We start from the raw sequence: 19,665 nt of genomic DNA on the forward strand, positions 1-19,665 counted from the left end.
AACAGCGAACTGGTCGCCGAAGAGATCGTACGCACCCTGGTCGGATCCATCGGACTGGTCGCCTCCGTACCGGTCACCACACTCCTCGCCGCCCTCGTCGTCTCAGCCGACCGCCCCGGCGCGGACAGCCCGGGCCGGGCCGAGCGCACCCCGGTACGCGGTGGCCGGGGGCGGCGCCGCAAACGGTAGGCCCAGCAGCCCGGCGGTGGACCCGACCGGGCCGGCGTGAGCCACTGTCTGCCCGGCTGAGTCCGGACAGCCCCTGCAGAAGCGTTCCTGCACGATTCCATGCGGCTCGGCGGAGCGCTCGGCGCCCGATGCCGTAACGCTTCAGCCGGCGCTCTGCTCCTCCCGCAGGATGCGGTCGAGAGCCTCTTCCAGATGAGCGTCGAAATCGGCGAGCGCACCCTCCTGACCGAGCGGCACCAGCTTGTCCGTACGGTCCAGGAAGGCCACGAGTGGAGGAACGGAGGAGCGGAACAGAGCCTGGTCGCTGCCGACCTGAAGCCTGATCAGCACCTCGCCCAGCACCTCGCAATCTGCGGGAGCGATGCGGACATCCCCTTCCCCGCACGGCCGTCCGACACCGTCGATCAGCAACTCACGTCCGAAGGCCCAGGTCACCGGTGCATCGCCGGGCAGATGAAAGGTGAGCCGCACGGCATAGGGATCACTGGTCTCATAGCGCAACTCCACCGGGATGCGGAAGGAGAGCTCCTCCGAGACGAGAAAGCTCATCATGACTTCTGCCTGTACGGAATCGCGCATCGTCTACCCCGTCATATGGACATGGACTGGCCGGGATCGATCCCCCTGACCGTGGTCAAATCTTGCTGAAAGTACACGGGAGATCACAAGGAGTAAGATTTCAGATACTGATAGAGAGGGTGAGCGTCCCCAGATGCCGGCCGATCTCCGCCTGCAGCCGACGGGCCGCGGGCAACAGCCGGTCGGCGTGGTGGAGGGGAAGCGACATGGCCATCGTGGCCACGGTGGTGCCGACCGTGATCGGTACCGCCGCGCAAACCGTTCCGACTGCGTATTCCTGCCGCTCCACCACGGGTTCCATGCGTGGCATCCGGGCGAGGCGCCGCAGCAGGGCGTCGTTGTCGCGCACGGTGTACGGCGTCAGGGACTGCACGGGATAGCGGGACAGGTGGTCGCGGCGTGCGTCCTCGTCCACCTGGGCGAGCAGGCACTTGCCGATCGCGTGCGCGTGGCCGGTCTCGCGGAAGTCGGCCCATTCCTGCACCGCCGGCGCCGTGGGGGAGTCGGAGACGCACATGACCTCGATCTCGCCGTCCCGGTACATCGCGTAGTACACGGGGACACCGATGGAATCGCGCCAGTGCGCGAGCGTGTCCGCCACCGCGCTGCGACGTTTCTGCTGTGCTCCACTGCTACCCAGCCGTTCGGCCGCGTCGCCGAGGAAGAACAGCCCCTTCTCACGGCGCAGATAGCCCTCGTGCACCAGGGTGCGGAGCAGGTGGTACGTCGTCGGAAGCGCGAGGCCGGTCTCGCGGGCGAGCTGTTTGGCGGGGGCGCCGTACACGTGTGTGGCGACGGTCTCCAGCAGACGCATGGCGCGCTGAACGGATCCGATCAGGGTGGCGGCCGCTGGCGGACCGGGGGCATCGACGGGGTGCGGTTGTCCGGGGACCGTGACCGAGGGCGGCCGCTGGGTGGGGGGTGCGCAGGAGCGCGGCGGGGCGGGGGGTGCGTGCGGTTCTGCCGGTGTGGTGTCGACCGTGGCCAAGGGTCACTCCCTGAGCGCGAGGGGCAGCCCGTGCGGGGCAGCACGGAGGGGATCTGCGCCGCCCGCGGGGGTCGGACCCCGCGGGAGTTCCGGACTCTAACCGTCCGTCGCCGTGCGCAGACGGCCTCACGGGGAAACTTCCCTCGCGCGAGGGAAGCCGGTGATCGCCTTGCCAGGACCGGTGGTTCCGTCGCCGGTCACCAGTCCCGGGCCGTCACCAGTCGCCGCGCGACGAGGAGTTGGACATGAACTTCCGCACGATGTAGATGAGTCCGCCGACCAGCGCGACGAAGACCAGCGCCTTGAACAGCAGGCCGATCACGAATCCGACCACGGTCGCTATCAGGCCGCCGAACACGACCAGGGCGATGACCGGCACCGCGACCCACTTCACCCACCACGGCAGTCCCGCGAAGATCTCTCGCATCGCCCTCGTCCTTTGCGTTCTCGTACGTCTGTCTTCTCTGACAGCGGTTGATGTTCTGCACTCGATGCTAGGGCCGAAGAGGGGTCCCGCGGACGCCTCGCGTCCCTTGTCCTCCCCTGACCCGTCCCCTAGGGAATCCCGGGGCGGGGGTCACGCCTCGGGCGGAGAGAAGACGACGAGAACCCTCAGGTCCTCGCTGATGTGGTGGAACTTGTGGGAGACCCCGGCCGGCACGTACACCACGCTGCCGCGCGCCACCTCGGTCGTCTCCAGTCCGACCGTGATCGACGCCCGGCCGCTCACGACGAAGTACACCTCGTCCTGGTTGTGCGGCTTCTGCGGGTCGTGCCCGCCCGCGTCGAGGGCGTACAGGCCGACGGACATGTTCCGCTCCCGCAGGAACTGAAGGTAGGCGCCTTCGTTGGCGGTACGCTCCGCCTCCAGTTCGTCCAGCCGGAATGCCTTCATCGCCGCTGTCGCCCTCGCCTCACTGCTCAGTTCCGATCCGGTCTGCCACGATCAGACACATGAAGAATTTCGTAGTCAAGACGATCGCCAACGCGGGCGCCCTGGCGGTCGCCGTGTGGCTGTTGGACAAGATCACACTCACGGGTGACAACACCGCCAAGAAGGCCGGCACTCTGATCGTCGTCGCGCTGATCTTCGGTCTGGTGAACTGGCTGGTCAAGCCCATAGTCAAGGTGCTCACCTTCCCGCTGTTCATCCTCACCCTGGGCCTGATCACCCTGGTCGTGAACGCGCTGATGCTCCTGCTGACCTCCTGGGTGTGCGGCAAGCTCGACCTGAGCTTCCATGTGGAGGGCTTCTGGACGGCCGTCCTCGGCGGTCTGATCGTCTCCATCGTCTCCTGGGCGCTGCACGTCGTCCTGCCCGACGAGGACTGAGCGCTCCATGAGTTACCGCGTCTGCTTCGTGTGCACCGGCAACATCTGCCGTTCCCCGATGGCCGCATCCGTCTTCCGCGCCCGTGTGACGGAGGCCGGCCTCGAGGAACGGGTCGAGGTCGACAGCGCCGGAACCGGCGGCTGGCACGAGGGGGAGCCCGCCGACCCGCGGACCGTCTCGGTCCTCGAGGAGCACGGCTACGACGGTGATCACGTCGCGCGCCAGTTCCAGCCGTCGTGGTTCTCCCGCCTCGACCTGGTGATCGCTCTCGACACCGGTCACCTCAAGGCCCTGCGCCGCCTCGCGCCCTCCGAGGAGGACGCGCGCAAGGTCCGTCTGCTGCGCTCGTACGACTCCGCCGCCGGTGACGATCTCGAGGTGCCCGATCCGTACTACGGACACCGGGACGGCTTCGAGGAGTGTCTTGAGATGGTGGAGGCGGCGAGCACCGGCCTGCTCGCCGCCGTACGCGAGCACCTGGAAGGACGGGCCGCATGAGCGACACTGGCGAGGACGAGGGTCGTACCGGCGAGGGCACGCGGGCGGTGCGCGCCGGACTGCCCGAGCCGGTCAAGCACGAGCCGACCCTGCCCGGGCCGGTGTTCGCGGCGCACTTCCATCTGCCCGGCGAGGTGACGGGCCCGTACTCCTACGGCCGCGACGACAACCCGACCTGGACGCTGCTGGAGCGGGCCATCTGCGAGCTGGAGGCGCCCGGGCGCGACGACGTCGAGACGCTGGTCTTCGCCTCCGGCATGGCGGCGATCTCCTCCGTGCTCTTCTCCCAGCTGCGCGCCGGTGACGCGGTCGTTCTCCCCTCCGACGGCTACCAGGCGCTGCCGCTGGTCCGCACCCAGCTGGAGGCGTACGGCATCGAGGTGCGCACCGCCCCGACCGGTGGTGATGCGCAGCTGCAGGTCCTTGACGGCGCGCGGCTGCTGTGGATCGAGTCCCCGTCGAACCCGGGGCTCGACGTGTGCGACATCCGGCGGCTGGTGGCAGCGGCCCACGCGCAGGGCGCCCTGGTGGCCGTCGACAACACCCTCGCGACCCCGCTCGGGCAGCGGCCGCTGGAGCTGGGCGCCGACTTCTCCGTGGCCAGCGGCACCAAGCAGCTGACCGGCCACGGCGACGTGCTGCTGGGCTATGTCACCGGCCGCGACGGCGAGGCGATGGCCGCCGTACGGCGCTGGCGCAAGATCGTCGGGGCGATCTCCGGCCCCATGGAGGCGTGGCTCGCGCACCGGTCCATCGCCACGCTGCAGATGCGCGTCGACCGGCAGAACGCCACCGCCCTGGCCGTCGCCGAGGCCCTGGAGCAGCGGCCCGAGGTGTCCGGCCTGCGCTATCCCGGGCTGGCCGGCGACCCGTCGCACAAGATCGCCACGCAGCAGATGCGCCGCTACGGCTGCGTGGTCTCCTTCACGCTGCCCACGCGCGCGCGTGCCGAGCGTTTTCTCGCAGCTCTGCGCCTGGTGGAGGACGCGACGAGCTTCGGCGGGGTGCGTTCGACGGCCGAGCGCCGCCGCCGCTGGGGCGGGGACGCGGTCCCGGAGGGCTTCATCCGCATGTCCGTGGGCGCCGAGGACCCCGATGACCTGATCGCCGATGTGCTGCGGGCCCTGGACGACTCCGCCGGGTGAGCCCGTATCCGTCCTTCGCCCCGTACCGACCTCGGGCTGTCGGCGCACGACGGTCCGAGCCTCCCCCCTCGTGGCTCGGACCGTCTTCGGCTCCGCGCGCGAAGAACCGCGTGACCAAGGCTAGTTGACTCTGTGTCAGTGTCCAATCACGCTAGCGACAGAGACCTATCGACTTATTTATAGTTGGAGCCTGCCTGGGGGCCGGAGGAGGGCAGAGACAGAGGAGGGCACACCATGGACCTGGCCTTGCTGCGCACTTTCGTCACTGTGCACCGGGCTGGTTCCTTCACCCGCGCTGCCGCCCTGCTCGGCCTCTCCCAGCCCGCCGTCACCTCGCAGATCCGCACACTGGAACAACAGCTGGGCAGGCCTCTCTTCCTCCGCCAGGCGCGCGGCGTGACGCCGACCACCATCGGCGACGAACTCGCACACAAGGCCGCGCCCCATCTCGACGCACTGGTGGAGATAGCGGAGACCGGCCTGGACGAGGAGTCCTCGCTCAGAACCCTGCATCTCGCCGGGCCACCGGAATTCACCGCCGAACGCGCCCTGCCCGCCCTGACGGAGCTCACCGGCGACGACGGCCAGGGGTTCGCGCTCCGCGCCTCCTTCGGCACGGCGGAGGAGACGCTGGAGGGACTGGCTTCCGGACACCATGATCTGGCCATCAGCACGGCCCGCCCGCGTGGTTCCCTTCTCACCGCGACTCCGCTCTGCGACGAGGAACACGTGCTGGTCGCGGCTCCTCGCTGGATGGATCGGATCGGTGCCGAGGCGCTACGGCGGAAGGGTGCGCCCGCGCTGGAGGATCTGCCCGTCGTCGAGGTCCACGAGTCGCTGCCCTTCGTCTCTCGCTACTGGGCCTCCGTCTTCGACTGCCGTCCGGCCGCCTCGGGCACGGTCATCGTCCCGGATCTACGGGCGGTGCTCACCTGCACGATCGCGGGCGCCGGACTCGCGGTGCTGCCCCGCTACTTGTGTGCTGCGGCCCTCGCCGACGGCACCGTCCAGGCCCTGCAGGATCCTGCGGTACCGCCGTTGCGCACCTACTTCCTGGTGGTACGCACCGGCACCCTCGCCATGCCGCATATAGCGCGAGCCCACGAGTGGCTTCAGCGGGCGGCCACGGCCTGGTGCTGAGGCCCTCACGTTCGGCTTCTACACGCAGTGAACGGGGGGTGACTTTTTGCGATGTTTCACGTGGAACCAGCCGGGCCACATTTCTCCCATGACCGTCCGACCCGTGGTCAAGCGCACCGCCCGTGCCGTTCTCCTCGACGGTGACGACCTGATCCTCATCAAGCGCACCAAGCCCGGTGTCGATCCCTACTGGGTCACCCCCGGTGGCGGGGTCGAGCCCGGGGACTCGACCGTCGTCGACGCCCTGCACCGAGAAGTGTCCGAGGAGCTCGGCGCCAAGATCACCGACGTGGTGCCGTGTTTCGTGGACACCGTTGAGCACATCGGTGAGGACGGTGGCGCGACCGGTGTGAAGGTGCAGCACTTCTTCGTCTGCCGGCTGGAGTCCATGGATCCAGCTCTGCGGCACGGTCCCGAAATGGACGAGCCCGCCGGCGAGTACGAGATCGTACGCGTCCCGTTCACGCGTGTCGGCATCGCCTCCGTCCACCTGGTCCCGCTGTCACTGCGGCACTATCTGGACGGCAATATCGAGGGGGTACGCGCCATGCACGCCCCCGACCTCGGTTAGCGCACTCAGTTCACGGCAATGAGCATTTCGTCCACCGAGTCGTGCCGGATACGGCTCGACGGGATGCCGATGTCCCGGAGCGTGTCGACACCGCTGCGGATCATTCCGGGCGGGCCCGAGAGATAGGCGTCGTACCCGGTCCAGGGGCCGTGGTCGCGCAATGCGTCAGGGAGCTGGATGCGTGCCTGCTCGTCGACGACCGTCCGGACGGACAGCCAGGGGTGGCGCTGCTGGAGCCGGAGCATGGTGTCGACGTCGTAGAGGTCGTGATCGGTGCGGGCGCCGTAGAACACCTCGACGGGCCGACGCTCGCCACGCTCGGCGACGTCCTCGACCAGGGCCTTGATGGGCGCTATACCGGTGCCACCACCCAGGCAGAGCAATCCGCTGCCGGTCGTATGGTCGACGGTCATGGAGCCGACAGGCGGCCCGAGGCGTATGACGTCTCCGGGCCGGGCGCGGTGCACCAGTGCGTTGGAGACCCAGCCGGCCGGCACGGCCTTCACATGGAACGTCAGCAGACCGTCCGAGCGGGGCGCGGAGGCGAATGAGTAGTGCCGCCACACACGGGGCCACCAGGGTGTCTCCACGCTCGTGTACTGACCGGCCAGGAAGGGATAGGGCTGGTCCGGGCGGATGGTGAGCACGGCGACGTCCGGGGTTCTCAGGTCGTGCATGACGATCTCGGCCTGCCACCAGGCCGGAGCCCGCAACTCGTCCGCCGCCGCTGCGTCGATCATCACCTGGGACATCGTCGTGTACGCGCGCACCCAGGCCGTCTCGGCCTCCGGGCTCCAGACGGTGGTGGCGTACTTGCCCAGTGCGTCGATCAGGCACTCCCCGAGTGGCGGATAGTACGCGGCGTGCGTGCCGTACTTGCGGTGTCCACGGCCCAGATTCTGCAGGTAGTCGACGAGCACCCGGGTGTTGTCCAGGTGCTCGGCCGCGGTGAGCAGCGCCTTCAGCAGGCGTTCCCGCTGGATGTCCATCGCTGCCGGGAACAGCGTCCGCAGCTCGGGATGGCGGACGAAGAGCAGCGCGTAGAAGTAAGAGGTGACCTTGTCGGCGACCGGCCCTATCTCGGCCAGCGTGCGGCGTATGAGGACAGCATCCGAAGACCTTTCGACGGGCGGGCCCAGCTGCTCAGCCGGCGCCGGGGCCGTGGGTGTCATGCGTGGCAGGAACCAGCCGTCCCCGCCGGACATGCCGTTCTCCCCCGGCTCGGTGGTCGGAGCGTCCATGGTGTGCCTCGCCTCAAACATCTTTCGGTCGTTCTGCGCACCTCCTGCCCTGAAGGTGCACACTTTCCCCCGGCGGGCGGCCAGCCGTAGCACGGCGTGAACCGGAGTCGACCCTACCGGCCGGCACCACGCACACAAGTCCCCCACCCTTCCTCTCGAGTCAGGCAAGGGCGCGCACCAGGGCGCTCGTCACCTAGCGGACCACGCGCACGAGTTCATAGGCATCCCACAGGTCCCGCCCCAGGTAGGAGTGCGTCGCGAGTCCAGCCAGATGGGCATCCGCATTGACCGCCACGGAAACCGGTACGGCAGCAAACAGATCCTTGTCCGACAGCGAATCGCCGTACGCCACGCAGTCCGCCCGCGTCACCCCGAACTCCTCGCAGAGCCGGTCCGCGATGGACACCTTGGCGGCTGCACTGAGCACCCCCGACGGATCGACGGGCTCGGTGAACGGCACGGCCGGGAAGCGGGATCCATGCGCCGCATGAGCGCCCCAGTCGAGAAGCCGTTCCACGAAGAAGGACGGCGAGAGAGACACCACAGCACAGTATTCGCCCATCTCTCTGATCTCTGTCCAGACCTCACGGATGCGGGTCAGCCAGGGAGCCGTGGCGAATGCTGCGCCGACATGCGCCTCGGTCAGTTCGGCCCACAGGTCGTACACCTGCGCCGCGTACTCCGGCGGTCCGATCCGCCCCTCCGAGATCGCCCGGTCCAGGGCCACCGTCTCCGCTTCCAGCCCCAACTGGCGGGAGATCTCCACGGGTGCCGTACTGCCGTGCAGCAAGGTGCCGTCGAGATCGAAGATATGAAGTCTCGCCACGGACCGAGGCTATCCGGGGGTCTATGTTTCACGTGAAACACATCTGGCTGACCACAGGTTGTGCATAGGGCCACGGCATGACCAAAAGCACGTCCGTCTCCCTCGAAACGGGTGGACGCCGGGGGTGCCGGTCGGACAGCCTGACCTGCGTGTCGACTCCTTCCCTCGCTGCTCTGCCCATTCGCCGTCTGACGCTCCGCGATCTCACCGCCTGCGCCGACTTGTCCGAGGACAGGGGGTGGCCACGCGAGGAGCACAAGTGGGGATTCCTTCTCGCGGCCGGAAAGGGATTCGGCATCGACGATCCCCAGGGCGGTCTCGTCACTGCATGCGTCGTCACGCAGTACGGATCTTGGGAGCGCCCGGATCTCGGCGCCATCGGCATGGTCCTCGTGGCCGAACGTCATGCCCGCCGGGGCGTCGGGCGCCGCTTGATGCGCCATGTCGTGTCGACCATGGGAACCACTCCGCTCACCCTGCACGCCACTCCCAACGGACGTCCGCTGTACGAGGAGTTGGGCTTCAAAGTGACGGGCCGGGCGGAGATGCTGATGGGCCGCTTCACTCCGGACAGTCGGACCGGTGTGCTCACCCGTGACGCCACCGCGGAGGACCTGCCCTCGATTCTGCGTCTCGACGAGGAGGTGTTCGGCGCCGACCGCACTCCCCTGATCACCCGGCTGCCCGCCTTCGCCGACCAGTTGCGGGTGGCCGAGGAGGACGGCCGGATCATCGGCTACACAGCCGCCTGGCCCAATATGGACACCCACGTCGTAGGTCCGCTTGTCGCCCGGGACACGGAGACGGCCAAGGCTCTGATCAGCTCGCTGGCAGCCCGTACGCACCGTCCGCTGCGCACCGACATCGATGTGCGCCATGAGGAGTTGCTGACCTGGGCGAAGGCACGGGGGCTGGCCTCCGTGGCCTTCAACGCCGTGATGACCTACGGCATCACAGAGCTCCCGGGGGACTGGACCCGCCGGTTCGCCCCGCTGACCGTGGCCGCAGGCTGATCCGACGCACGACGGACGCCGGCCCCGCCGCGTCTTGAGGCGGGGCCGGCGCTGTCCCTGCACGGTTCGGCTCAGGCGAACGCCCGTACGGCCGCGGCGGCGAAGCCGTGGTCCTGCTCGGGTGTACCGCCGCCGACGCCGATCGCTCCGATCAGCCGCCCGTCCCGGTGGACAGGCACACCTCCTGCGATGAACAGCAGGGGCCGGTCCAGGGCCGTGGGCAGCGTGTGGAAGAGGCCACCGGGCTGGACGGCCTCGACCAGGTCGGCGGTGGGGGTGTTCAGCTGGAGGGCCGTGTAGGCCTTGCGGGTGCTGGTCTCGCCGGAGATCAGCACGGCCCGGTCGTCCCGGCGGAAGGCCAGCAGATGGCCTCCGGCGTCCAGGACCGTGACGCTGACGGTCACCCCGGCGTCCTCGGCCGCGCGGCGGGCCGTGGCGACGAGCAGTTCGGCGTCCTCGATGGACAGCGGGGCGACGGCGGTGGTCATGAAGGTCTCCTAGGCGCTGCTGAGAGGGGTGCTTGCCGCACCAGGGCCCCGCCCCGGTACGGAGGTGTGTCGGATGGGCTGGTGAGGCGCCCGGGGCTGTCGGGGGAACTCAGCGATGGACCGGCATCCGCCGCTCGGCAGGCGCCCCGGAGGCGATCACGTTGCCGCGGCCGGCGTCGTGGCGCTCCAGTGCCGCCGACAGGACGGCCAGGACCAGGGCGGCCGCTGCCAGGGCGGCACCGACCCAGTTGGGGGCCGTGTAGCCGAAGCCGGCCGCGATCACGATGCCGCCGAGCCAGGCGGACAGCGCGTTGCCCAGGTTGAAGGCACCGATGTTCACGGCCGACGCGAGCGTCGGGGCATCGTGCGCCTGGTCGAGCACGCGCTTCTGCAGCGGCGGCACGGTCGCGAAGCCGAGCGCGCCGATCAGGGCGATGGTGACGGCCGCCGCGATCTTGTTGTGTGCGGTGAGCGTGAAGAGCGCCAGAACGAGAGCCAGGGCGCCCAGGGAGACGTACAGCATCGGCATCAGGGCGCGGTCGGCGAACTTGCCGCCGACGAGGTTGCCGCCGACCATGCCGAGGCCGAACAGGACCAGCAGCCAGGTGACCGAGCCGTCGGCGAATCCCGCGATGTGGGTCATCATCGGCGCGATGTACGTGATGGCTGCGAAGACGCCACCGAAGCCGAGGACGGTCATCGCCATGGCGAGCAGAACCTGGGCGTTCTTGAAAGCCGCCAGCTCATGCCGAAGGTGCACACCCTCGGGCCGCGGCATCTCGGGCACCAGTTTGGCGACGCCGGTGAGACCCACGACCCCGAGCGCGGCGACGATGCCGAAGGTGACACGCCAGCCGACGTGCTGGCCGATGAGCGTGCCCAGCGGGACGCCGACGACATTGGCGACGGTCAGGCCGGTGAACATCATGGCGATGGCGCCGGCCTTCTTGTGGGGCGCCACCAGCTCGGCGGCGACGACCGAACCGATGCCGAAGAAGGCACCGTGCGCGAGCGAAGCGACCACGCGTCCGATCAGCATGACGGCAAAGGTGGGGGCCACCGCGGACAGCAGGTTTCCGGCGATGAACAGGCCCATCAGCAGCATCAGCATCCGCTTGCGCGAGACCTTGGTGCCGACCACGGTCATCAGCGGAGCGCCGATGACCACCCCGAGGGCATAGCCCGTCACGAGCAGGCCCGCCGTGGGGATGGAGACCCCGAAGTCGCCCGCGACCTGGGGCAGCAAGCCCATGATCACGAACTCGGTCGTTCCGATACCGAAGGCCCCGATCGCGAGGGCCAGAAGCGCGAGAGGCATGAAGGGGTACACCTTCCCAGACGATTGCAGGTGCGCTTTGCGTGCGTCCACAATAATTGCAGACGCGGGCTAACTGCAAGCGCCCACTATTGCGGGCTTGCTCTACCCTTGATGCAGCCGCTCCGGGACGGAGGAGAACGCCCATGACAGCGACGGATCCCGCGCTCACTGCCCTCGCACAGGGCTGGTGTGCCCTCTCTGCCCTGCACGGACGGATCGAGGCGCACATCGAGCGCGCCCTGCAGGCGAGGCACGACCTGAGCGTGCGCGAGTACTCGCTGCTCGATGTGCTGAGTCGCCAGCACGACGGCGAGGGCGGCCATCTGCAGATGAAGCAGGTTGCCGACGCGGTCGTCCTCAGCCAGAGCGCCACCACACGCCTGGTGACCCGGCTGGAGGACCGCGGCCTGCTGGAGCGCTATCTGTGCCCCACCGACCGGCGCGGCATCTACACGAACGTCACCGAGGCAGGTCTGCGGCTGTTGGAAGAGGCACGGCCCACCAATGACGCCGCGCTGCGAGAGGCCCTGGACGCGGCGTCCGGGAGCCCCGAACTGGCTCCGCTGGTACGAGTGGTGGAGTCGCTGCACGCGTCCGCATAGGGTGCGCTCATGGGAGATCTTGAAATACGGCGTGCGACCGCCGACGACCTTCCGGCGATCGTCGCGATGCTTGCCGACGACCCACTGGGCGCAGCGCGCGAGTCCCCCGATGACATGGCCCCCTATCAGGCCGCCCTGGAACGCCTGGAGACCGATCCCCACCAGCATCTCGTCGTCGCAGTCCGCGAAGGCCGCTTGATCGGAACCCTGCAGCTCACGATCGTCCCCGGGCTCTCGCACCGAGGGGCGACCCGCGCGCTCATCGAGGCCGTACGCGTCCACGCCGACGAACGGGGAAGCGGGCTGGGCAGCCTGCTGATCGAATGGGCGATCGACACCGCGCGCCGGCTGGAGTGCGGGATGGTGCAGCTGACGTCCGACAAGACCCGCACCGACGCCCACCGCTTCTATGAACGGCTCGGCTTCAGCGCCACGCACGAGGGATTCAAACTGCGGCTCTGACGGCGCTGCCGAACGCGAGCGCCGCGGGGCTGTGTTTCACGTGAAACACAGCCCGGCATCACGGAGACCTAGCCGATGCCCCGCCACCCCTGCGGGTCCACCCCGCCCGGCACCGGAGCCTCGGGGTCATAGGGCCGACGGGTGAACATGAACGAGCCTAGGTCGAGATGGCTTAGGCCCCCGTCCGCGCGCCGTACCGGCCGCAACAGCTCTCCGGCGTAGTACCCCTCCAGTCCCGTCCAGGTGCCGTCACCGTTCGAGCGGAAACGGGAGCGCCGGCCGGTTCCGGTCAGCGGACCGAGCACCAGAAGGCCGTCCGCGGTCACCCGCAGGCCGAAGGCGTTGGTTCCCCAGTACCACTGCCCCGCCAGCTCCAGGACCGTCTGATCGACGTCGCGCAGCGGGCGCCAGGGCTCTGGGATCCGTGGCTCCGCCTCGGCGACGATCCGCACGAGGTCGGCGCCCACCGCTCCCAGCAGCGGTCCACTGGTGCAGTTGGCGAGCACCACTGCGGCCACGTCGTCCTGCACGCTGATGGTGAGGTTCGCCAGGAAGCCCGGCAGCGAACCGGAGTGTCCGACCAGAAGCCGGCCGTCGCGACGCTGGATCTGCAGGCCGAGACCGTAGGTGGCCCCGTCCAGCACATCCGCCGGCTCACCCGGGGCCGCGGGCGTGCGCATCTCCTCCACCGACTCCGCGCTCAGTACCCGGTCGTCCCCCGTGGCCAGGAACACAGCGAACCGTGCCAGGTCCCCCGCGGTCGACCACAGCTGGCCGGCCGGTGCCATCCTGCCCAGGTCCTCCAGCGGCTCCGGCAGCATGGCGTCCGCCCACGGATGCACGGCCCAGCCGCCGGCATGCGGGGCCTGCGGCTGCATACTCGTGCGGTGCAGGCCAAGAGGTTCGAGGATCTCGGCGCGCAGCACGTCCTCCCAGGGGGCGCCGCGCACCTCCTCCACCAGGGCGCCCAGCAGCGTGTAGCCGGGGTTGGAGTAGTGGTGCCGCCGGCCGACGGGATGCAGGAGGGGCTGCTCGCCGAGCACATCACTCAGCTCGGGCCGCAGTGAACCCGGCGTCCGCTCCCACCAGGGCCCCGGCGACTCGGCCGCCAACCCCGCGGTGTGGGCGAGCAGTTCGGCGATCGTCGCCTCGCCCGCGCCCGTCCCCGGCAGATGCTTTTCCAGTGGATCGCCGAGGCCCAGCAGTCCCTCGTCGCGCAGCCGCATCACCAGGACGGCGGTGAAGGTCTTGGTGATGGACCCGATCCGGTACTGCACGTTCTCGTCCGGCCCGTGCCCGTCCACCGAGGTCCGCCCCCCGTGCCATACGGCGCGACCGCCCCGCACCACGGAGGCCACCAGCGAGGGAGCCCTGCCTTCGGCCTGGGCGACGGCGATCCGGTGCAGCAGCGCACGGCGCGTTCCGGGGAGCAGCTCTTCCTGAGATGAGGTCATGCGCCCAGTCCACCGGCTGGGAGGGCGCACGTCGAGTGCATTTCCCCAGGCGGAAGGCGCTCTGCCCGGACCACTCGGATCAGGTCTGAGCCATGTCCACGAAGCGGGAGTAGTGGCCCTGGAAGGCGACCGTGATGGTGGCCGTGGGGCCGTTACGGTGCTTGGCCACGATCAGGTCGGCTTCGCCCGCACGCGGGGACTCCTTCTCGTACGCGTCCTCGCGGTGCAGCAGGATGACCATGTCGGCGTCCTGCTCGATGGAGCCCGACTCACGCAGGTCGGAGACCATCGGCTTCTTGTCGGTGCGCTGCTCGGGTCCACGGTTGAGCTGGGACAGCGCGATGACCGGGATCTCGAGCTCCTTCGCGAGCAGCTTGAGGTTACGCGACATGTCCGAGACCTCCTGCTGACGGCTCTCGGCGCGCTTGGAGCCGCCGGACTGCATCAGCTGGAGGTAGTCGATGACGACCAGCTTCAGGTCGTTGCGCTGCTTCAGGCGCCGGCACTTGGCACGGATCTCCATCATCGACAGGTTGGGAGAGTCGTCGATGTACAGCGGAGCGGCCGAGACGTCCGGCATGCGGCGGGCGAGCCTCGTCCAGTCCTCGTCGGTCATCGTGCCGGACCGCATGTGGTGCAGCGCGACCCTGGCCTCGGCGGACAGCAGACGCATCGCGATCTCGTTGCGGCCCATCTCGAGGGAGAAGATGACGCTGGGCAGGTTGTGCTTGATCGAGGCAGCCCGCGCGAAATCCAGCGCCAGCGTCGACTTACCCATGGCGGGCCGGGCCGCGATGACGATCATCTGGCCCGGATGCAGACCGTTCGTCAGCGAGTCGAAGTCGGTGAAGCCGGTCGGCACACCGGTCATCTCGCCGCTGCGCGAACCGATCGCCTCGATCTCGTCGAGGGCACCTTCCATGATGTCGCCGAGCGGCAAGTAGTCCTCGCTGGTGCGCTGCTCGGTGACGGCGTAGATCTCGGCCTGGGCCCGGTTGACGATCTCGTCCACGTCGCCGTCGGCCGCGTATCCCATCTGCGTGATGCGCGTGCCGGCTTCGACCAGGCGGCGCAGGACCGCGCGCTCATGGACGATCTCCGCGTAGTACTCGGCGTTGGCCGCCGTCGGCACGGTCTGGACGAGGCTGTGCAGATATGCGGCCCCGCCGACCTTGTTGATCTCGCCACGCTTCGTCAGTTCGGCGGCGATGGTGATCGGGTCGGCCGGCTCACCCTTGGCGTAGACGTCCAGGATGGCCTGGTAGATCGTCTCGTGTGCGGGCTTGTAGAAGTCGTGGCCCTTGAGGATCTCGACGACGTCGGCGATGGCGTCCTTGGACAGGAGCATGCCGCCCAGCACCGACTGCTCGGCGTCCAGGTCCTGTGGCGGCACCCGCTCGAAGGAGGGAGCTCCGCCGTCCCAGGAGGCGTTCTCCCGGCCCCGGTCGTGCTGTTCGTCACGACCCCGGCCGCCGTCGCCGCGTCGACGGGAGGCCGGCAGACGATCACTGGGTCCGGCTTCGGCCCACGGATCGTCCAAGGGCTCGGAAATGCTCACCGAGCCACCTCCTCCCGTCCGCGCGGCGGACCTCGCCGTGTCCTCTTTTGTACGGCACGACACTGACAAATGAGAGGCCCAACTCCGGTTCTGGCGCGTCGGATTTATGACGATTCCATGGCCGAGGAAGGCACACTTTCCAGGCCGGAGGAAGGAGCGGGCGCCGGACAACGGTAGGCCTCCCGGCACCGTCAGCCAATCTGGTTATCCACAGGCCATGTGGACGACACCCCAGATGCTGTGGAGAACTCGCCGAAACCTGTGCACGACCCAGTGGACAGCCCTGTGAACAAGCCCTCCATCACTCTCGACAGAACGCTGTGACCTGCACTTTCGACGTCCACCGGCTGTGTAGAAGAAAAACTTCCCCTGTCGGATCAAGATCGCTTCGAACGGTGCGCGAAAGGACACACGTCCCGAGGGTGAGTAAGGGTCACTAGCTATTTGCGTCACTTACCTGTGGACGGTTAGATTAGTGCTCATGACACAGGCTCCCGCGATACCCGAGGTCACCCGTCGGCGGCACGACGGAGAGATCGTCGCGCTCGCCGTCCCCGCCTTCGGCGCGCTCGTCGCCGAGCCTCTCTTCGTCATGGCGGACAGTGCCATCGTCGGCCATCTCGGAACCGCCCAGCTCGCCGGTCTCGGCGTTGCCTCTGCCCTGCTCACCACCGCGGTGAGCGTCTTCGTCTTCCTCGCCTATGCAACCACCGCCGCCGTGGCCCGGCGCGTCGGCGCGGGCGATCTCCAGGCCGCCATTCGGCAGGGCATGGACGGCATCTGGCTGGCACTGCTGCTCGGCATCACCGTCATCGCTGTCGTCCTCCCGCTGGCCCCCGACATCGTCGACCTCTTCGGCGCCTCCACGACCGCCGCGCCCTACGCCACCACGTACCTACGCGTCTCCTCACTGGGCATCCCGGCCATGCTCATCGTCCTCGCCGCCACGGGAGTGCTCCGCGGACTGCAGGACACCAAGACACCTCTCTACGTCGCAGTCGCCGGCTTCGTCGCCAACGGAGCACTCAACGCAGGGCTCGTCTATGGCGCCGGGCTGGGCATCGCCGGTTCAGCCTGGGGCACGGTCTTCGCCCAGTGCGGCATGGCGGCCGTCTATCTGACTGTGGTCGTGCGCGGGGCCCGCAGACACGGGACACTCCTGCGCCCGGACACCGCCGGTATCCGGGCATCGGCCCAGGCAGGCGTGCCACTCCTGGTGCGCACCCTGTCGCTGCGAGCAATCCTGATGATCGCGACGGCGGTCGCGGCACACCTGGGCGACGCCGAAATCGCCGCCCATCAGATCATCCTGTCCCTGTGGAGTCTGCTGGCCTTCGCTCTCGACGCGATAGCGATCGCGGGACAGGCGATCATCGGCCGCTATCTCGGTGCGAACGACGTCCATGGCGCCCGCGAGGCCTGTCGTCGCATGGTGCAGTGGGGCATTGCTACCGGTGTGGTTCTCGGGCTGCTCGTGGTGGCCGCCCGTCCGCTCTTCCTGCCGCTGTTCACCAGTGACTCCGTCGTCAAGGGCACGGCGCTGCCCGCGCTGTTGATGGTGGCTCTCTCTCAGCCCATCTGTGGAATCGTCTTCGTGCTGGACGGAGTCCTGATGGGGGCGGGCGACGGTCCGTATCTGGCTGGAGCCATGCTCGTCACCCTCGCGGTGTTCGCTCCGGTCGCTTTGCTCATCCCGACCCTCGGTGGCGGTCTCACCGCGCTGTGGGCTGCGATGACGCTGATGATGAGCATCCGCATGCTGACCCTGTGGCTGCGCACACGTTCGGCTCGCTGGATCGTCACCGGCGCCACCCGCTGACCGTTTCACGTGAAACATGCTCCGGCGACCGCACCGGCCACGTGAAAGGGGCCGCACCGTGATGGTGCGGCCCCTCTCAGAGCTGCTCAAGCAGAGCGCAGCGATCAGGCCGCGACGACCTCGATGTTGACCTTGGCGGCAACCTCGGGGTGCAGACGCACGGACGTCTCGTGGGCGCCCAGGGTCTTGATCGGCGCACCGAGCTCGATGCGGCGCTTGTCGACCTCGGGGCCACCGGAAGCCTTGATCGCGGACGCGATGTCGGCCGGGGTGACGGAACCGAAGAGACGGCCGGAGTCGCCGGAGCGGACGGCCAGGCGGACCTTCACGCCCTCGAGCTGGGCCTTGACCTGGTTGGCCTGCTCGATGGTCTGGATCTCGTGGATCTTGCGAGCGCGACGGATCTGCTCGACGTCCTTCTCGCCACCCTTGGTCCAGCGGATCGCGAAGTTCCGCGGGATCAGGTAGTTGCGAGCGTAACCGTCCTTGACGTCGACGACGTCGCCCGCGGCACCGAGGCCGGACACCTCGTGGGTGAGGATGATCTTCATGAGTCGGTCACCCTTCCCTTAGCGCGCGGTGGACGTGTAGGGCAGCAGCGCCATCTCACGGCTGTTCTTGACGGCCGTGGCGACGTCACGCTGGTGCTGCGTGCAGTTGCCGGTCACGCGGCGGGCACGGATCTTGCCGCGGTCGGAAATGAACTTCCGCAGCATGTTCGTGTCCTTGTAGTCCACGTACGTGACCTTGTCCTTGCAGAATGCGCAGACCTTCTTCTTCGGCTTGCGCACAGGCGGCTTCGCCATGGTGTTTCTCCTGTGTGATCAAGAAGTTTGGGGTACGAACCGCCCCTGGTCCGAGGACCTAGAAGGGGGGCTCGTCCGAGTAGCCGCCACCGCCGCCGGAGCCTCCGCCCCAGCCGCCGCCCTGGTTGCCACCGGCGGGAGCGCCGGTTGCCCACGGGTCTTCGGCCGGAGCACCCCCCTGCTGGCCGCCACCGGAGCCTCCGCCCCAGCCGCCGCCCTGCTGGCCGCCACCGCCGCCGTAACCGCCCTGGCCACCGCGAGCGCCACCGGCGGTCTTGGTGACCTTGGCCGTGGCGTTGCGCAGGCTGGGGCCGACTTCCTCGACGTCCAGCTCGTAGACCGTGCGCTTGACGCCCTCACGGTCCTCGTAGGACCGCTGCTTCAGCCGGCCCTGCACGATGACGCGCATGCCGCGCTGCAGCGACTCGGCGACGTTCTCCGCCGCCTGACGCCAGACCGAGCAGGTCAGGAAGAGGCTCTCGCCGTCCTTCCACTCGTTCGTCTGGCGGTCGAAGGTGCGGGGAGTAGACGCGACACGGAACTTCGCGACCGCCGCACCGGACGGGGTGAAGCGCAGCTCGGGGTCGTCGACAAGATTGCCGATGACCGTGATGACGGTCTCGCCTGCCATGGGGGAACCTCTCGGCGGGTTTGCTCTGGCTGCTTGCTTGCTACTCGAATCCCGAGATCAGCTGAGCGGAAGGGCTCAGTGAGTCTCGGGACGGAGGACCTTGGTCCGGAGGACCGACTCGTTCAGGTTCATCTGGCGGTCGAGCTCCTTGACGACCACAGGCTCGGCCTGCAGGTCGATGACCGAGTAGATGCCCTCGGGCTTCTTCTTGATCTCGTAGGCGAGACGACGACGGCCCCAGGTGTCGACCTTCTCAACCTTGCCGCCGCCGTCACGGACGACGGACAGGAAGTTCTCGATCAGCGGGGAGACAGCACGCTCCTCGAGATCGGGGTCGAGGATGACCATCACCTCGTAGTGACGCATGTGGAACCCACCTCCTTTGGACTCAGCGGCCACGGTCGTTCCGTGGCAGGAGGGTCGTGATGCGTACGCAACGGTATCGGCCGCCACTGACAATCGGGTCCTCGAGAGATCCCGCAGTGCGCCTGGCAGTGTGAGCTGAGCAGGCCTGGGCAGACACCAGTGCAGACGCTACAGACTACCCGCACACCCGCTTCCGGTTGAAATCCGGCCCTGAAGGCCGTCAATCTGTACACGTCGGGTGTGTACGGCGCTACGATGCGCCGCCTTCCGCAGGAGGTGCCCTATGGCACAGGCATTGCAGCCCAATACCGCCGGATCCCTCTTCGCCACGGACGGCAAGCCCCATCCGCTCCAGGACACCCTGGCGGTGGCCACGCTGGTCCTGGGCGTGCTGGCCTTCATCACCTCGTTCTTCCCCGGTCTGCACCTGCTGTCGTCCTGGGCGGGCCTGGTCGGCATCGTCGGCGGGGCGTACGGGCAGTGGATCTCGGTGACCACGCGCGAGCGCTTCGCGCTGGTACTGGGTATGGGCGCCTCCGGCGTCGGTTTCCTCATCAGCATGGCGAACGGCGGATTGTTCGGCGGCCTCTTCTAATCCGTACGCCCGGTCGGGGCGCTGGCGCGGCGCAGTAGGCTTC

General features: G+C 68.4%; 25 protein-coding genes. 11 read left to right on the forward strand and 14 right to left on the reverse strand.

What is annotated here, in order from left to right:
- A partial coding sequence (locus ABZ919_RS10030; protein WP_361244966.1) for a YibE/F family protein occupies positions 1-189 on the forward strand: 189 nt, incomplete at its 5' end.
- A 141-nt stretch (positions 190-330) separates the two neighbouring features.
- Here ABZ919_RS10030 and ABZ919_RS10035 read toward each other — a convergent pair.
- From ABZ919_RS10035 to ABZ919_RS10050, 4 genes are all read right to left on the reverse strand, one after another.
- Complete coding sequence (locus ABZ919_RS10035) at positions 331-768, reverse strand: SsgA family sporulation/cell division regulator (protein ID WP_361244969.1); 438 nt, start codon at positions 766-768, stop codon at positions 331-333.
- A gap of 100 nt (positions 769-868) precedes the next feature.
- Positions 869-1,606: an IclR family transcriptional regulator C-terminal domain-containing protein gene (locus tag ABZ919_RS10040; RefSeq protein ID WP_361245748.1), complete on the reverse strand. Its 738-nt coding sequence runs from the start codon at positions 1,604-1,606 to the stop codon at positions 869-871.
- A 364-nt stretch (positions 1,607-1,970) separates the two neighbouring features.
- A complete protein-coding gene (locus ABZ919_RS10045) occupies positions 1,971-2,183 on the reverse strand; it encodes a DUF5326 family protein (protein WP_351802827.1) in 213 nt (70 codons plus the stop codon).
- A gap of 150 nt (positions 2,184-2,333) precedes the next feature.
- Positions 2,334-2,651, reverse strand: coding sequence for a cupin domain-containing protein (locus tag ABZ919_RS10050; RefSeq protein ID WP_361244972.1), 318 nt, complete (start codon positions 2,649-2,651; stop codon positions 2,334-2,336).
- A gap of 59 nt (positions 2,652-2,710) precedes the next feature.
- On the opposite strand from ABZ919_RS10050, the gene ABZ919_RS10055 reads away from it, so the two are divergent.
- The 5 genes from ABZ919_RS10055 to ABZ919_RS10075 all read left to right on the forward strand — a co-directional run bounded on the left by ABZ919_RS10055 (position 2,711) and on the right by ABZ919_RS10075 (position 6,443).
- Positions 2,711-3,088: a phage holin family protein gene (locus tag ABZ919_RS10055; RefSeq protein WP_361244975.1), complete on the forward strand. Its 378-nt coding sequence runs from the start codon at positions 2,711-2,713 to the stop codon at positions 3,086-3,088.
- A 7-nt stretch (positions 3,089-3,095) separates the two neighbouring features.
- Positions 3,096-3,587 carry a low molecular weight protein-tyrosine-phosphatase gene (locus ABZ919_RS10060; RefSeq protein WP_361244977.1) on the forward strand — a complete coding sequence of 164 codons (492 nt, stop codon included), beginning with the start codon at positions 3,096-3,098 and terminating at the stop codon, positions 3,585-3,587.
- The gene (locus ABZ919_RS10065; protein WP_361244980.1) at positions 3,584-4,732 is read left to right on the forward strand and encodes a cystathionine gamma-lyase; all 1,149 of its coding nucleotides are present in this window, start codon (positions 3,584-3,586) and stop codon (positions 4,730-4,732) included. The genes ABZ919_RS10060 and ABZ919_RS10065 overlap by 4 nt, the downstream gene beginning before the upstream one ends.
- Before the next feature lie 234 nt (positions 4,733-4,966).
- A complete protein-coding gene (locus ABZ919_RS10070; protein ID WP_361244983.1) occupies positions 4,967-5,872 on the forward strand; it encodes a LysR family transcriptional regulator in 906 nt (301 codons plus the stop codon).
- Between the two features lie 88 nt (positions 5,873-5,960).
- Positions 5,961-6,443, forward strand: coding sequence for an NUDIX hydrolase (locus ABZ919_RS10075; protein ID WP_361244985.1), 483 nt, complete (start codon positions 5,961-5,963; stop codon positions 6,441-6,443).
- Between the two features lie 5 nt (positions 6,444-6,448).
- Here the strand turns inward: ABZ919_RS10075 and ABZ919_RS10080 are convergent, their stop codons facing one another.
- On the reverse strand, positions 6,449-7,684 hold the full coding sequence (locus tag ABZ919_RS10080) for a globin domain-containing protein (RefSeq protein WP_361244988.1): 1,236 nt from the start codon (positions 7,682-7,684) through the stop codon (positions 6,449-6,451).
- Between the two features lie 193 nt (positions 7,685-7,877).
- Positions 7,878-8,510: an HAD-IB family phosphatase gene (locus ABZ919_RS10085; RefSeq protein WP_361244992.1), complete on the reverse strand. Its 633-nt coding sequence runs from the start codon at positions 8,508-8,510 to the stop codon at positions 7,878-7,880.
- Positions 8,511-8,659: 149 nt separating this feature from the next.
- Between ABZ919_RS10085 and ABZ919_RS10090 the strand changes: the two genes are divergently transcribed.
- Positions 8,660-9,523: a GNAT family N-acetyltransferase gene (locus tag ABZ919_RS10090; protein ID WP_361244995.1), complete on the forward strand. Its 864-nt coding sequence runs from the start codon at positions 8,660-8,662 to the stop codon at positions 9,521-9,523.
- 71 nt (positions 9,524-9,594) lie between these two features.
- On the opposite strand, the gene ABZ919_RS10095 is transcribed toward ABZ919_RS10090, so the two are convergent.
- Positions 9,595-10,011, reverse strand: coding sequence for a heme-binding protein (locus ABZ919_RS10095; RefSeq protein ID WP_361244998.1), 417 nt, complete (start codon positions 10,009-10,011; stop codon positions 9,595-9,597).
- A gap of 109 nt (positions 10,012-10,120) precedes the next feature.
- Positions 10,121-11,329: an MFS transporter gene (locus ABZ919_RS10100; RefSeq protein WP_361245000.1), complete on the reverse strand. Its 1,209-nt coding sequence runs from the start codon at positions 11,327-11,329 to the stop codon at positions 10,121-10,123.
- A 143-nt stretch (positions 11,330-11,472) separates the two neighbouring features.
- On the opposite strand from ABZ919_RS10100, the gene ABZ919_RS10105 reads away from it, so the two are divergent.
- Together ABZ919_RS10105 and ABZ919_RS10110 are read left to right on the forward strand one after the other, a co-directional pair.
- Positions 11,473-11,931: a MarR family transcriptional regulator gene (locus ABZ919_RS10105; RefSeq protein WP_361245003.1), complete on the forward strand. Its 459-nt coding sequence runs from the start codon at positions 11,473-11,475 to the stop codon at positions 11,929-11,931.
- Between the two features lie 9 nt (positions 11,932-11,940).
- The gene (locus ABZ919_RS10110) at positions 11,941-12,393 is read left to right on the forward strand and encodes a GNAT family N-acetyltransferase (protein WP_361245006.1); all 453 of its coding nucleotides are present in this window, start codon (positions 11,941-11,943) and stop codon (positions 12,391-12,393) included.
- Between the two features lie 68 nt (positions 12,394-12,461).
- On the opposite strand, the gene ABZ919_RS10115 is transcribed toward ABZ919_RS10110, so the two are convergent.
- Entirely contained in the window at positions 12,462-13,847 is a 1,386-nt protein-coding gene (locus ABZ919_RS10115) for a serine hydrolase domain-containing protein (RefSeq protein WP_361245009.1), read from the reverse strand.
- Positions 13,848-13,926: 79 nt separating this feature from the next.
- Positions 13,927-15,405: a replicative DNA helicase gene (dnaB, locus tag ABZ919_RS10120; protein ID WP_361245012.1), complete on the reverse strand. Its 1,479-nt coding sequence runs from the start codon at positions 15,403-15,405 to the stop codon at positions 13,927-13,929.
- A 481-nt stretch (positions 15,406-15,886) separates the two neighbouring features.
- On the opposite strand from dnaB, the gene ABZ919_RS10125 reads away from it, so the two are divergent.
- The gene (locus ABZ919_RS10125; protein WP_361245015.1) at positions 15,887-17,224 is read left to right on the forward strand and encodes an MATE family efflux transporter; all 1,338 of its coding nucleotides are present in this window, start codon (positions 15,887-15,889) and stop codon (positions 17,222-17,224) included.
- A gap of 104 nt (positions 17,225-17,328) precedes the next feature.
- On the opposite strand, the gene rplI is transcribed toward ABZ919_RS10125, so the two are convergent.
- The 4 genes from rplI to rpsF form a co-directional block, all read right to left on the reverse strand.
- Positions 17,329-17,775: a 50S ribosomal protein L9 gene (gene rplI, locus ABZ919_RS10130; RefSeq protein ID WP_361245018.1), complete on the reverse strand. Its 447-nt coding sequence runs from the start codon at positions 17,773-17,775 to the stop codon at positions 17,329-17,331.
- Positions 17,776-17,793: 18 nt separating this feature from the next.
- Positions 17,794-18,030, reverse strand: a complete 237-nt coding sequence (rpsR, locus tag ABZ919_RS10135; protein WP_003949403.1) for a 30S ribosomal protein S18 — start codon at positions 18,028-18,030, stop codon at positions 17,794-17,796.
- 58 nt (positions 18,031-18,088) lie between these two features.
- Positions 18,089-18,661, reverse strand: coding sequence for a single-stranded DNA-binding protein (locus ABZ919_RS10140; RefSeq protein WP_361245021.1), 573 nt, complete (start codon positions 18,659-18,661; stop codon positions 18,089-18,091).
- 75 nt (positions 18,662-18,736) lie between these two features.
- The gene (gene rpsF / locus ABZ919_RS10145) at positions 18,737-19,027 is read right to left on the reverse strand and encodes a 30S ribosomal protein S6 (protein ID WP_351221260.1); all 291 of its coding nucleotides are present in this window, start codon (positions 19,025-19,027) and stop codon (positions 18,737-18,739) included.
- A gap of 283 nt (positions 19,028-19,310) precedes the next feature.
- Here rpsF and ABZ919_RS10150 point away from each other — a divergent pair, with 283 nt between their 5' ends.
- Positions 19,311-19,622 (forward strand): hypothetical protein, encoded by a 312-nt coding sequence (locus ABZ919_RS10150; protein WP_361245025.1) that lies wholly within the window; start codon positions 19,311-19,313, stop codon positions 19,620-19,622.
- The last annotated feature ends 43 nt before the right edge of the window (positions 19,623-19,665 follow it).

This window comes from Streptomyces sp. NPDC046759 (assembly GCF_040645475.1).
GTDB lineage: Bacteria > Actinomycetota > Actinomycetes > Streptomycetales > Streptomycetaceae > Streptomyces.